At 45.8% G+C, this 14,377-nt stretch carries 10 protein-coding genes; 5 read left to right on the forward strand and 5 right to left on the reverse strand.

All coding sequences use genetic code 11. The features are described from left to right. Positions 1–244: 244 nt before the first annotated feature. From rseP to PSE7367_RS16610, 3 genes are all read right to left on the reverse strand, one after another. Entirely contained in the window at positions 245–1,312 is a 1,068-nt protein-coding gene (gene rseP / locus PSE7367_RS16600) for an RIP metalloprotease RseP (protein ID WP_015166502.1), read from the reverse strand. A gap of 499 nt (positions 1,313–1,811) precedes the next feature. Beyond that, entirely contained in the window at positions 1,812–2,939 is a 1,128-nt protein-coding gene (locus tag PSE7367_RS16605) for a WD40 repeat domain-containing protein (protein ID WP_225882662.1), read from the reverse strand. Positions 2,940–2,947: 8 nt separating this feature from the next. Beyond that, the gene (locus PSE7367_RS16610) at positions 2,948–3,952 is read right to left on the reverse strand and encodes a CobW family GTP-binding protein (protein ID WP_015166504.1); all 1,005 of its coding nucleotides are present in this window, start codon (positions 3,950–3,952) and stop codon (positions 2,948–2,950) included. Between the two features lie 471 nt (positions 3,953–4,423). Between PSE7367_RS16610 and PSE7367_RS16615 the strand changes: the two genes are divergently transcribed. Continuing rightward, entirely contained in the window at positions 4,424–5,026 is a 603-nt protein-coding gene (locus PSE7367_RS16615; RefSeq protein ID WP_015166505.1) for a hypothetical protein, read from the forward strand. Positions 5,027–5,229: 203 nt separating this feature from the next. Then, a complete protein-coding gene (locus PSE7367_RS16620; protein ID WP_015166506.1) occupies positions 5,230–5,655 on the forward strand; it encodes a hypothetical protein in 426 nt (141 codons plus the stop codon). A gap of 240 nt (positions 5,656–5,895) precedes the next feature. Here PSE7367_RS16620 and PSE7367_RS16625 read toward each other — a convergent pair whose 3' ends face one another. Further along, entirely contained in the window at positions 5,896–6,345 is a 450-nt protein-coding gene (locus tag PSE7367_RS16625; RefSeq protein WP_015166507.1) for a DUF4189 domain-containing protein, read from the reverse strand. 411 nt (positions 6,346–6,756) lie between these two features. Beyond that, positions 6,757–7,239 (reverse strand): DUF4189 domain-containing protein, encoded by a 483-nt coding sequence (locus PSE7367_RS16630; RefSeq protein ID WP_015166508.1) that lies wholly within the window; start codon positions 7,237–7,239, stop codon positions 6,757–6,759. A 1,296-nt stretch (positions 7,240–8,535) separates the two neighbouring features. Between PSE7367_RS16630 and PSE7367_RS16635 the strand changes: the two genes are divergently transcribed. The 3 genes from PSE7367_RS16635 to PSE7367_RS16645 all read left to right on the forward strand — a co-directional run bounded on the left by PSE7367_RS16635 (position 8,536) and on the right by PSE7367_RS16645 (position 14,352). Then, positions 8,536–11,541, forward strand: a complete 3,006-nt coding sequence (locus PSE7367_RS16635; RefSeq protein WP_015166509.1) for a peptidase domain-containing ABC transporter — start codon at positions 8,536–8,538, stop codon at positions 11,539–11,541. Between the two features lie 379 nt (positions 11,542–11,920). Further along, complete coding sequence (locus tag PSE7367_RS16640) at positions 11,921–13,345, forward strand: HlyD family type I secretion periplasmic adaptor subunit (RefSeq protein WP_015166510.1); 1,425 nt, start codon at positions 11,921–11,923, stop codon at positions 13,343–13,345. 38 nt (positions 13,346–13,383) lie between these two features. Continuing rightward, the gene (locus PSE7367_RS16645; RefSeq protein WP_015166511.1) at positions 13,384–14,352 is read left to right on the forward strand and encodes a glycosyltransferase family 2 protein; all 969 of its coding nucleotides are present in this window, start codon (positions 13,384–13,386) and stop codon (positions 14,350–14,352) included. Positions 14,353–14,377 lie beyond the last annotated feature (25 nt).

Consider the following 14,377-nt stretch of genomic DNA (forward strand, 5'->3'; position numbering starts at 1 on the left):
TTTTGAATTATATTAAATTCAGTAACGGCTTATTTCAAGGTTGCAATAAATAAACCAGGTGGCTTGATCTTTGTCTAATTGAATTTATTGAGTTTAATTACGATTAAACCCCACCATAATATTGGTGTAAAGAAACTCAACAGGACTTTTATCTTGACGAGATAATCTTCGATTAAGTTTCCTATATGTATGCTTATTATGTACGCTCTACCAGCTCATACAACCATATTTGATTTGCTCGATGCTATTGCAACAAATTAATCGAATCCCGGAAGATCATAAACACACCTAATCCCAGCAAAACCACCAAACCACCTTGCATCACATATTCCTGGAACCGCTCTGGCAGTGGCTTACCAAACCGCAGCGCCTCGATCAACAAGAACAACAATTGTCCACCATCAAGGGCTGGTAACGGCAGAATATTAATCACCGCCAGGTTAATACTAATAATTGCCGTGAAATCAAACAAGCTGGCAAAATCAGACTTAGCCAATTGCGATCCCATCGCCACGATCGCCACAGGGCCAGCCACCTGATCGGCATGATCGGAGAAATTAGTGACTAGTTTTTGTAAACCCTGCACCGTCATCAGGCAGAGGCGTTCAAACTTTTGCGCCGCCATGCCAATTGCTTCCCATATATTCTGGACTGGACGACGGTGGGGATCACTAGTGTAGTCAAGCCGAATCCCAATCCGACCTTTGTTTGGTTCACCACTGGGCACGATCGGCAGATCGAGATTTTCACCATTGCGCTGCACCTTCAGATCTACGACCCGATCGCCATGACTGGAAATGATCTTCTGGAAGCGTTCCAGGGTCGCCAGGTCAGTGCCAAACGTCTCACCATTGGCCGCCGTAATGACATCATCGGCCTGCAATCCAGCGATCGCTGCTGGTGAATCATTGCTGATCAAATCAATTACCCGTACCCCTGGTTTATCTACAGTGCCTACGCCCACGCTGATCACCATCACCAGCAATACCAGATAGGCAAAAATCAAATTCGCCGCCACCCCAGCGCTGAAAACAATTGCCCGATCGCCGATCGATCTGTTTTTGAGCAAGTCGGGATCATCATCGGGAATATCACTGTCCTCGTCTTTGTCTGGGAAGCCCACAAACCCACCTAGGGGAATGGCACGCACCGCATATTCAGTCATTTCACCCTGATACTTCCATAGGACAGGGCCAAAGCCGATCGAAAACTTATTTACATGAATACCCTGCCATCTTGCTGCCATGAAATGTCCTAGTTCATGCACAAAGATCAGCACGGCGATTACTAAGATGGGGGCGAGGATTGTCATAGTTTAGTAAGTTAAATTTTATATTCGCTATTTATATTTCTAAAGAGAGGCTAAAGTTAAAGTTAATTAGCGTTTGTAAAAGTTTAAAAAGTTTAGTTCAAAGTCTGTGAAAACCCAGGATAAAAAATAGCGCTAATCCTCTCCCGGATTGGGCAGTAAGCACGGTTAACCCAATATCTAACAATAATTAGATTAATTAGCTGCGGTTGATTTCTTTAGGGTAAATCATAGCATTGCCTTCATTTTAGTTAATTTTTGATTAACAAGTATTGCTAAGGCTGGAATATCCCCAAATTGGTTGAGATTACATAGAACGATCGCCATACTTTAGTCAGAGCAAGAATCTGATCCCTGGACGCTCGCTGCAAATAGCTGTAAAACAAACGATCGACAGAGAACTTTGTTGCTACGCTACGTTAGCATCGTTTTTGATTGAATTAACTTTGGTGAGCAAACCTAGAGCAATAATCACAATCACAAAGGACTTAACAAAGCCAACCTAAGCACCAAAGCCAGCCGATTTAGTCTGCTCCGCCCAGATAAACACCTCCCCATTTTCATTGCCAGCCGCTAGCTTTTTGCCGCCCGATTGCCATGCCACACAGGTAATCTCTGACTTGGAAGTATTCAATGTTTGCAGCCAGGTTTTGGCTCGATCCCAGAGCATAATCTCGCCCTCCGCCCCAGCAGAAGTAAGCAAATTCTGCCCCGCTGGCATAGTCAGCAGATTCACTTGCCCAGAATGTCCTTGCAATAATGTGCCTGACCAGGTCTCTTCCTCACGGGTTGCGCCGTCGATCTTATGCCACACCACAATATCTGCGCCGCTACATGAGACTAAAAATGGCTTTGCATCACTACTATCAGCTTGTGGATATGACCAAACAAAATCACGAATCTTGCCCGGAAAACCAGACAAGCGCCAGGGATCGGCATCAAAATCATCACCCAGCCAGCCGATCAAAATCACCAACATATCCATCGTATCGGTGGCCAGATACTTACCGCCGCGATCCCAACTAATCAAGTTAGTCGCCGTCGCCAATTCCAACGTGACCGGATCATTAAACCAGTCCTGGCGTTGCCACATTTTCAAGCCCTTATAGCCACCCACGGTCAGCCAATCGCCGCTGGGATGCCAATCCAATGCCAACACAGTTGATTGATCAAAATCCAGGGTGGCCACAATATCTTGCTCGATCGCACTCCAAACCTGCACATATTTACCCAGACTATAGGCAAATTCAGCAATCGTGGGATGCCAGACCAGGCGATCGATCCATTTGCCGCCCAAATCAAGCGTAACGGCAGGTTCAAACTCACCCTGGCTCAATTTTTGAGCATCCCAAATCTGAAGCTGTCCACCCTGGCCTGCCGCCGCCAGCCATTGACCATCAGCCGAGAATTGCAAACAATCGATCGATGCCTCGTCCGCTGTCTTGAGGGTGTTTAATTTCCCGCCACTCGATTTACCTGATTTACTTCCAGCTTGATAGAGGCTGATTTCCCCAGCAGCATTAGCGATCGCTAAACTCTTGCCATCCTGGCTCCAGTCGATCGCAGTGATATATTCCTCAAAACTACCGCGCCATTGCGGCTTGTGGTTCAAGATTGCTTGCTTTTTCACGTTCTTCACTAGCTGCCCTTCACCAGACAATTGCGGAAGCCATGCCGGATTGCCTCTTGATCCAGGTTTCGGCCAATGAACACCAGTTGATTCTGGCGCGATTCATCCGCAGCCCAAGGGCGATCGCGGTCGGCATCGAACATCATATGTACGCCCTGAAACACAAATCGATTGGATTCACCGATCATGTTAATAATCCCCTTCATCCGATAAATATCAGGACCCTTGGTTTGCAGCAAAACCCCTAACCATTCATGCAGCTTGATTGGATCGACTGCGCCGGATTCAGAAATACTGATCGAGAACACCTCTTCATCGTGATGGTGATGGTGATGGTGATCATCTTCCTCGGTCAAAAAATCCGGCTGTTGCTCCAGGATTCTGCCCAGATCAAATCCACCAACCCCCAATACCGCTTGAATATTTTGCTCGTTAATCGCTTCTGGTTGCTTTAGTTGCACATGCTCTATTCTGGCCAGGGTATTAATACCCCGAATTTTGGCTTCTAATTGCTTCAGCTCCTCAGGTGGGACTAAATCAGTTTTATTAAGCAAAATCACATCGGCAAAGGCGATCTGCTCCTGGGCTTCCCGATCGCGCCAATGCTGGGCAATATGCTTGGCATCAACCACCGTAACTACTGCATCCAGCTTTGTTTTAGAGTTAACGTCTTCATCCACAAAAAAGGTCTGGATCACTGGCCCCGGCTCGGCCAACCCGGTCGTTTCAATCACCAGGTGGTCAAATTTTTTATTCCGCCGCATCAGGTTGCTAATAATCCGAATCAGATCGCCCCTGACGGTGCAACAAATGCAACCATTATTCATCTCAAAGATTTCTTCATCGGTGCTGACCACCAGTTGTTGATCGATACCGATCTCACCAAATTCATTCACAATCACCGCCACCTTTTTGCCATGTTCAGCGGTGAGGATATGGTTGAGCAGGGTGGTTTTGCCAGCACCTAAATAGCCAGTGAGAACGGTTACGGGGACTTGGGTTGCGCTTGCCATAGTTTACTAATTCTGTTAATTGAGCATTGCCATCGTTTAAATTAAAAGGCTACTGCCTGCCACAGGGGTTCAATTGATCAAGCAATTTCAACTGGGGATGTCTTAGAAGCCTTTCACTATTTAGTAGTATAACCAGTGTGGCTCGTCTGAGGTTTGATCAGTGGGTTCAATCTCGATCGATCTGATTAAAAATTTACTGATAGGACTCTGTGGCTATATTGCTATTGCCCAATATCTCGATTGAGGGAGTAGTTAGGCCAAGGCGATCGCCAAAATCTTAAATATCTCCGCAAGACATTGCCGAAAAAGTTTTAAGCATTGAAGACTTCACCGCCGAGGGATGAAAGGTAGCTTGGGGCATGTCATATTCGATCGCAATACACAATTCACTATGCAATCAATATTTGCTTATCTCGAAATAATCAAACCGATCGCTTAACTATTAATCCCTCTCTTAATTTCTATATTTCTATGTCTTCAGCGCCCACCCCAGCAGATCAAGATTTATCGCAAAATCAGGTAACACCAGATCCCACCGCGATCGCTACCTACAATATTTCACCACTGATTAGAATTACTCTGATCGGCCTATATGTAGCCTTGACTACGCCATTACCATTCTTGGCAAAAGTTACTAATGCCCCCGTTCCGCCCTGGGTGCTAGCTGTTGGCCTGGCGATCGGCCTGGTTGGGCTCCATGGCGCGTTGAGTGAAAAGGTGGTGGTTAGCGATCGGGGCATTGCGGTTAAATATCCGATCTGGTTTCCCTTTCGTCAGGGTTGGTCATTGGCCTGGGAGCAGATCAAAGCCCTCAAACCCCGCACCACCGGGCAAGGCGGGATGGTTTATTACTTTTTGAGTAAGGATGGCGAGGGCTATTTATTGCCAATGAGAATGGCGGGTTTCTCTCGGTTTGTGCAGCAGGTGCAAGAGCGTAGCGGTATTAATACCAGTGATGTAATTCCCTTGGCGCAACCCTGGATGTATTTGATTTTGCTGGTGGTAACTTTGCTGCTGTTGTTGATCGATGCGTGGGTGATTAATACAGCGATCGCATTGGGTCAATTAGCCTAAATTTAGATGGCTTGTCCGATCGGCTAAAACTTTTTTTAAAGTTCAATCCAGGGCGGACTAAGAAATATGTAAACCTCAGCGAGATCGCCGATTTGCTGCATAGATTGCAAATGTTAGGTTTATTAATATAAGCTTAAATTATCGCTAGCAAGCTCTAAAAAGCTCAGCGCATTAAATCCAGTTTTTAGTTTAGGTTGGGGATTATGAATTTAAAACAACACCGCGCCGCCTATCGCCAGGATGCCAAAAAACGCTACAACCAATGGCACAGTGATTTTGTTAATTCACAAAAACAATGGCAAGATGCCAAAGATACTAGCCAGAAAGAATTTGAAGCTGATATGAAACAGCGATCGCAAGAAACCAAAGCTGAATTCCTGGGCTATCAAGAAGATTGGCAAGCTGACAAGGATCAAGCTCAAAAAGAGTTTGAGACCGATCATAAGCAACGGTATCAAGAATGGCATGACACTTTCTTGGACTATAAACAGCAGTGGCAGGATGCTGCTGAGCAACAGCAGGAAAATTTTGAGGCAGCGGCCAAGCAATGTTGGCAAGAGAGCCGCGCTAAGTTTTTAAATTACCAGGCTCAATATTTGCAAGAAAAAGCCGAGCAATACGATGCCTAGAAAGGTCTAGGGGCTTCAGTTGTAAATAGCCAATCGCAAAAATTATGATCGTTGCGATTCTGATCAAGTAGCTAATCTGTCTTGATGGCGATCGCTCATATTTAAATTAGTCGTTCTAAATTAATAGTGCAGCAGTTTCGATCGCCACTCCAATCAAAATAGACAATATCAGTCGATAATGAGTTGATACTGCCTATTTAGCTAATTAATTATTAGAATTGGCAGGTATTTTGCTGAATCCTACTGAGGTGAGCAGAAAGTGCGGGTGATAGAGCAACGGCTATAGCTACTCACGCCAGCGCAGCTATCCATTGCATAGCGCTCCGCTAAAGCCGGAGAAGTACCCCAGCCAGTCCCCGCCGCGCCAGTAGTGCTCTCAGCGATCGAACCGCAGGCATTCCTAAACCAGAGCAATACTTGGCAATCGCCATTCCCAGAGACACTTTCACATTCTCGATAGGCACGGTTTTCAGCAGCAGCACGAGTAGCATAATTCCAGGAATAGCCCTTACCTTCTGTGGAGCGCGATCGGGCAATTGCACCATAGCTATCTTCGGCTCTAGCTGAACTCACACCCAGAGCAGCAACGGGCAAAGTGGCGATCGCCGCGATCGCTACCCTCAGGGTAAACTTGGCCACAGTCTGACCAAGGCCATGATTAGCTGCTTGATTTAAAACTCTGCTAGACATACTTGTTTAACCTCAAAAAATGACTCAATTAACTTAAATAAACTTGCCAGTAATAAACTTGCCAGCAATAAAATAACTAATTCTCAATCCACCTAATCTCAGGGCTATCCCTTGCCCTGGCTGGCAGATGAATGCACTACCTAAAATCCTAAAGGTTCTAGGGGGCTATGCCAGTGATCCTGCTCATACGCTGATGATGCTTGGATTACAGCCATTCAAATCGCTCAATGTGTATCAATGCTTGTTTTAGGTTTTAGGCTCTAAAGCTTAAGATCTATCTCTCAGCCAGTCTTTACACTTAAACAAAATCAAATCAGATCAGCCTGAATTAGTTCTCAACTAAATTAAGCTAGACCCATAGACTAAATGCAGGAAATGCTGGTTCCCAATCAATAATTCCAGAGTTAATAACTATTGAGGCGTACAAATAGTACGTGTAACTGCGCAGCTTATACGACCTCTAGAGCTATAGTCCCCACAGACATCAAGGGCATAGCTTTCCGCGATCGAACGCGAAGTACCCCAACCAGTCCCCGCCGCGCCAGTAGTGCTCTCAGCGATCGAACCACAGGCATTCCTAAACCAAAGCAATACTTCACAATCACCATTACCAGAAACACTCTCACATTCTCGGTAAGCCCGGTTTTCAGCAGCAGCACGAGTAGAATAATTCCATGAGTACCCCTTACCCTCTGTGCTGGGCGATCTAGAAATTGCGCCATAGCTATCATCGGCTTTGGCCGCACTTACGCCAAAGGCAGCCAATGGCAAAATTGCGATCGATGCGATCGCTACTTTCAATCCCAACTTGGCAACTTTGCGGCCTAGGTAGAATTTATGAGCTTCAAAATTATTTGAACTATTTTGGGGCTGAACTAAATCACGTTTTGGCATCTGGCTTAATCTCCTGAGGTGACTCATATAAGATCCTGTTTTTAGCAAAAATATGCGAGTTTACGCTCTATCAATGATCTTAAATGCATTTGCCCCATAAATCGCCCCACATTTAGCCTAAAATTAAGCATTCTGATATCAATGCTTGCTCATCCTGCGTTAGCCTTGGCTGCAATGCTATTTGACCGTGGATTTGGGTTTCTGCTAAAACTTGCCAAATGCCTTTTCGAGCAGATTTAGCTGCCACCCTATGTAGACAGAAAGGAAAGCATTAGCATTGTTTGGAGCCTTTACGATCCGTATGCTGGTATAGTTATTCGCAGCGATCGTAGTTATAAATACTCAATCATTTCGCTTAATCTGATTATTCTAATTCCCGGTATCCAAATTATTTAAGAATTACACCGGTTGTTAGTGACATGGATGCAAGGATTTTTGGTCAAGGATGATTGGTTTAGTTTAGGTTCTCCGGCCAGATATCATTAATATATGTGGACATATGGTGGACATATGTAGGATTGCCACTAGTTGAATCCGCTAATATCTGGGGCTTACACTAATTAATCAAGGTGATCAAGGCGATCGCATAGCAATACGGCAGCAAGGATTGTCCAAGATAGCCAACCCTTGACTAATGGTCTATAGTTGAGTGGCTAAGTTTTGGTAACCCCTTGACGACTGCTGGCTAAACTTTGCTATAGCCATAGGTCAGACAGCTTGCTTCCTAGTTTGATTAAGTGTTGTCAGATGATCTGGCGATCGCTGATTGTAGATTCAGCCCTTTTACACCTGGCTAGCAAATCCAAACCTGTGACTGGGTATATTTGATTAGATCGCTGCGATCGCTGAGCCTGCTTAGCTCGCTTTTAGATCGCTTATTGATTGATGCTGGTGGTTGGGGCTCAAAAACTAGTTTTATGCCTATATGCTATATGCTTGGGCTGCACTAGGGTCACTGCTTTGGAGTAGCGATTTAGATGCATTTAGGCTCTAATTACAACCTAGCTAATTACAATTAAAATAATTGCGGTTAGAATCGCATCTTAATTGTATTGTTAAGTATTTCAAACTAGGATGATCAGATTGCCTAAATTTGGCGATCGATTAAAATGCATGATGCTTAAGCTATTTTAAGGATCATACATAGAATACATAGAGTTGAAGTTAATTTCACTGATTTTTGCCCTGCTTCAAGATCATACATAGATCATCAAGAAGCTAAAAGGTGGGCAGGTTAGTGAACTTGCCATAGTCAGGGCTTCTATATAAAGATATTGGTTTTGTTGTTTTAAGTTTATGCCTCAAACTATCTCTCTCAGCCAACTACAGGAGTTTCTCGCCCAAACCGAACCGTTTGATCGTTTGAGCGATGAATCTCAGCAGTGGTTTGCCTCCAAATGCCAATTACTGCAATATCGCATGGGGCAAACAATCCTGGTGCAAGAATCCATGCCCACCCAGGTATCGATTATTTACCAGGGACAGGTGCGGATGTTGGGCTACGGCTCGGCAGGGGCTGTGCCAGTTAGTATTGGCGTAATGAGCACAGGTGAGGTTTTGGGCTGGCCCAGTGTAGTCAGAAATGAGCCTTGTGAGACGGCGATCGCTTCCGGTGAAACAATCACAATTACGATCGCGGCCGAGGACTTCAAAGAGCTATTAAACCGAGAGCCAGAGCTAAAGCGCTTTTTTGTGGATCAACCTTCTCTGCCGGAAGTATTCCAGTTGATTGTGGCGGAATTGAAGCGCCGCGCCGATGGCACCACTGATCCAAAAGAATTAGCCAGCCAGATCCAACCAGAAGCAGTAGTTGTAAATCTGCCCACTGGCAAAACCGATGTTAATCAGCTTGATCCGAATCTGGTTTGGCTGGTTAGTGGCGGCACGATCGAGAACCTGCCAATGGGTAGCCAGATTGAAATTAGTCAGGGTAATTTGAATGTAACTGATTCAAGCGGAGCCAGGTTACTTGGATTCAGGGATATTGATCCCCATGTTGAGGATAGTGATCCCAATGAGAATAATGGGGTTAGCAATGGTAATGGTGCGGTTGAAGCAATTGCCGTTACCGATCGCAATCAGCTAACAATTACGGCTGCACCCGAAAAACCACCGAAAGTGGTCACCGAAGAAGACCAACCCCTATCGCTGCGCCAATACCCCTATGCAAGGGGGAGAGGGCCTGTCGATGGGTTCCTTGCTTGTCTGGATATGATTTCAAAATATATCGGCGGCACATTTAAGCGGGATATCATTCAGCGCTATCTAGAAAACTACACCCAAAACACTGGTAATATTTCGCTGCAGGTTGGTGGTGCGGTGATGGAAATGATTGGCATTGGCGCGCAGTTGGTGCAAGTGCCAACGATCGCCATCAATCGGGTCAAAGCGCCGGCATTAATTCAATGGCAAGATAGCTTTGCCCTGATTTATCACATCTCTGGTAACGAGATGATTATGGCCTCGCCAGAATCCGGCGGTGTAAAACGCTGGAAAATTAGCCAGTTCATGGAAAACTGCGAGGATCAACTGCAAATTTTGCTCCTCCGCCCCAAATCCAGCTTTACCAAGGAAAAATTTGGGCTGCATTCTTTTATCCCCTACGTGCAACAGTATGCCGGCGTACTCACCCAGGTGATCATTGCCTCGGCCTTTGTGTTGATGTTCAGCCTTGCCAATCCGTTGATTGTGCAGATTATTATTGACAAAGTGCTGTCCCAGGGCAGCATTGACACCCTCGACGTGCTTGGTTGGCTGTTGATTATTGTGGCGGCCTTTGAAGCGATCCTGACCGGGTTGCGTACCTACTTGTTTGTGGATACCACCAACCGGATCGACTTGAGCCTGGGTACCCAGATTATTGATCACTTACTGCGGCTGCCTTTGTCCTATTTCGATCGCCGCCGGGTTGGTGAGCTTTCCACGCGGATTAATGAGCTGGAAAATATCCGCCGATTTATGACCAGTACTGCCCTGACCGTGGTGCTTGATGCGGTCTTTTCGCTGGTCTACATTGTAATTATGATGGCCTATAGCCTGGTACTGACCTTCTGGGCTCTGGTGACCGTGCCATTTTTTATTGTGCTGGCGCTGATCGCCTCACCAATTATTCGCCGTCAACTGCGTACCAAGGCTGAACGCCATGCCGATACTCAATCCTATCTGGTGGAAGTATTATCGGGGATGCAAACGGTTAAGGCACAAAACATTGAGCTAAAATCCCGCTGGCAGTGGCAACAACGCTATGCCCGATTTGTGAATGCTGGGTTTAGAACGGTGTTAACCTCCAGTTGGGCAGGCTCAGTGAGTAACTTCCTTAACAAGTTCTCTGGCCTGGTGCTGCTCTGGGTTGGGGCTCACTTGGTTTTGGATAACCAGCTTACCCTGGGTGAGTTGATCGCCTTTAGAATCATTGCTAGCTATGTAACCAGTCCTCTATTGCGATTGGCGCAACTGTGGCAGAACTTCCAGGAAGTGGGCCTGTCGATCGAGCGTTTGAGCGATATTGTCGATGCCGAGCAGGAAGTAGCGGAAGATAACCACACCAATATTCCGATGCCGGAAATCCAAGGTGCGGTTAGATTTGAAGAAGTTAGCTTCCGCTTTAATAGCACTGGGCCATTGCAGCTTAGCAACATTAATATTGACTTTCCCGCTGGCGCGTTTGTGGGTATTGTGGGGCAAAGTGGTTCCGGTAAGAGTACCCTGACCAAGCTGATCCCCCGTCTCTATGAACCCCTAACTGGGCGGATTCAGGTGGATGGCTATGATATTGCCAAAGTGGAGCTATATTCGCTACGTCGCCAAATTGGTGTGGTGTTGCAAGACACCCTGCTATTCAATGGCACAGTACAAGAGAATATTGCCCTGACGAATCCAGAAGCTACTTCTGATGAAATTATTGAGGCGGCCAGAATCGCTGTAGCCCATGACTTTATTATGGAGTTACCGGCTGGCTATAACACGATCATTGGTGAACGGGGTGCCGGATTGTCTGGGGGACAACGGCAACGGATTGCGATCGCCCGAACTGTGTTGCAGCGGCCGCGATTGTTGATCCTAGATGAGGCTACCAGTGCGCTGGACTATGATTCAGAGCGCCAGGTCTGTCAAAACCTGACCGAAGCTTTCTATGGCGAAACATTGTTCTTTATTACCCACCGTTTGAATACAATCAAACAGGCGGACACGATCTTGATGATGGACAAGGGCTCGATCGTGGAGATGGGTACCCATGATGAATTGATGGAAATGCGCGGTCGTTATTACTGCCTATATCAGCAACAAGAATCGCAGTTTTAGACTCGATTTTGAGCCCAGTTTCTCAGTTTGATGTTGCACAATGAATGAAGGAGTTAAGGCACAGCAAACAATCAGCAATTGCACCGAAATGAAAACCGATTGCTTGGTTAGGCGCGTATAGACAGAGTATTAGGCGATCGTAGTCAGGTGTCCTGTGCAGATTGAACACCAACAACTATCAAAGCAAAGTATTTAATTTATTTAGCTTCAAACTCAATTCCCGCCAGCTTAATGAATCTTTGCTTATTTCCCTTCGCAGTCTTACTTAATCTTTGAGTGCAACTGAGTCTGAATCAGTCCACCTAACTTATTGATATTATTTATTGATATTCCTTAACCTGAAACAGCAATAGATTGAACTAAATAAACCACAAGCATTATGAAAGCGATCGACAAAACCAAACAAAAGAAAAAGCCCGCCCTAGCGCCAGCCGAACAGCCGATCATCCTCGAAAAACCGGCCTTTTGGACTCAGGCATTTGTGTGGGCGATCATTGGTATTACCGTAGGTGCAGTGACCTGGGCATCGGTTGCCAAAATTGAAGAATCGGTGCTGGCCGTCGGCAAACTAGAACCCGAAGGTTCCACCAAAGACATCCAGGCTCCCACTGGTGGTGTGATCCGCAGCATAGAAGTGGAAGATGGCGAGTTTGTGGAAGAAGGCGATCTGCTGATGACCCTAGACCCCACCTTCTCAGAAGCCGATCGTGATGCTTTAGCCCAAGAAAGAGCAGCATTATTAGAAGAAAATCGCTACTTCCGTGCACAAATTAATGGTTTTCAAATAGACAGCAGTATAGATAGCGACACCGCCCCAGAATTTAGTATCAATCAGGATCAACTTTTGGCCGCCAGCCAGGAAGAATTTCAATCGCGGGTTGCCAGTGCGGAGTTGGATATTCGACAACTAGAAACCCAGCTAGAACAAACCCAAAAGCAACTGATTCGCGCCCAGGATGTGTTGCTAGCCAATATTGAAATGTTGGAAAAGAGCAAAGATATTCGTGATACTAACTTCAATATCTTGGAAGATATGCGCCCAGTGGCGGAATCTGGTGCCCTCTCCAAACTGCAATTCCGGCAGCAAGAACAGAGATATCAATCATCTGAATCCGATGTCATCGATCGCCAAGCGCGGATTTCCTCATCGATTTCAGAGGTAGAGCGTTTAGAAAAAGAGCAAGAACGCTTAGCAGAAGCAATGTTCCAGGCTGAACAACGCTTAAACAACACCGTTTCCCAATCGGCCAAAGAGATTTTTGAGCGGATCGCTGCCAATCAAAAACGGATTTCTGATATCGAAGCCCAACTGCGTAAAGCTGATTTAGCCCTGAGCTATCAAGAAATTCGCGCTCCTATTCGTGGCACTATTTTCAATACTCAGGTGGGGCCTGGTTCAGTCGTGTCTGGTAATACTGCTGCTCAACCTTTGATGTCACTGGTGCCAGATGGCAAGCTCAAAGCCGAGGTATTTATTACCAATCGTGATATTGGTTTTGTAAAAGAAGGTAGCTCCGTCGAAATCCGGGTAGATTCATTCCCCTCCCTGGAGTTTGGCACCCTGGATGGCACTTTAGTAGAGGTGGGCTCTGATGCTTTGCCACCAACCCAAGAACGCCAATATTATGCTTTTCCAGCCACGATCGAACTAGAACAGCAAAGCTTCCCGATTGGTGAGCGGGAGGTGCCTTTGCAAGCAGGGATGTCGGTTAGCACTAGTATTTTGGTACGCCAGCGCACCGTAATGACAATCTTCCTGGGCAGATTTACCAGAAAGTTTGAGAGCTTTAAGCATGTAAAATAAATTGTCCTGGCCTGGGCTCTAGATTTAAACTACTAAGTTTGATTTATTTCATTACGGTTAACTACTATTCCGGTGAATTAATTGCCCGATTGATCGATTCAATTCGATCGCAATGCTCGACTCAGCTAGCCTGCCAGTTGGTGATCGTGAATAATTCGATCGCTGATCACTCTTTAACAAATCTAATCAAAGCTCCCTCCCAGGATATTTGGGAGTATTTTTCCGTAAAGCTAATTAACTCCCCTGACAACATTGGTTTTGGCCGGGCTTGTAACCTTGGCCTGGAATGGGTCTATGCCCAAGCTCCGCAAGCGATCGCATGGCTGATTAATCCCGATGCCTATTTGCCAGCGGGGGCGATCGCCAAGCTTTGGCAATTGCAACAATCTCACCGCAATCTATCGATCATTGGCACTTCTGTTTATGATCCAAAGCAGCGGCAATATTTTGTTGGTGGCACTTTTTCACCTGATACAGGTCTAATCCAAGAGGAATTTGGCGCTATTGACGTTACTGATGCTAGAGAGTCTGAGCTAATTCAGGCTAATCATAATCAAGCAGCAGAGGCAGTTAATAATCAAATTGATTGGGTGTCTGGTTGCTCTCTGGTAATTAATCTAGCGCAATTTAACCATTGCCCCATGTTTGATCCTGATTATTTTCTTTATTACGAAGACTTTGATTTTTGCCGTCGTTATGTCTGCCAAGGGCACAGCATGGCGATCGCTACGCAAATTCATGTGATCCATCAAACCTCAGCCCTAACCAGTGCCAACCCTGGTTTTAAGCTTAAACAAGAGATCTACAGCTATCTACTCAGCCTGAGTAAACATGCCCAAAAAATCGCCCTAATCTATCGATTGCTGCGCATTTTTGGTGTCGCTTTACTGCAAATTGTGGTTAAGCCCAAGGTGTCGATCGCTAAGTTGCAAGGGGTTTTGCTCTATGCTCGCTATTCCTTTTTAGGCAATCCAAGTAGCGCCAGTTCAATAAAAAATGATCGTTAGCAAATCGATCGGACTCTCAGGCGAT

This window comes from Pseudanabaena sp. PCC 7367, from assembly GCF_000317065.1.
Classification (GTDB): domain Bacteria; phylum Cyanobacteriota; class Cyanobacteriia; order Pseudanabaenales; family Pseudanabaenaceae; genus Thalassoporum; species Thalassoporum mexicanum.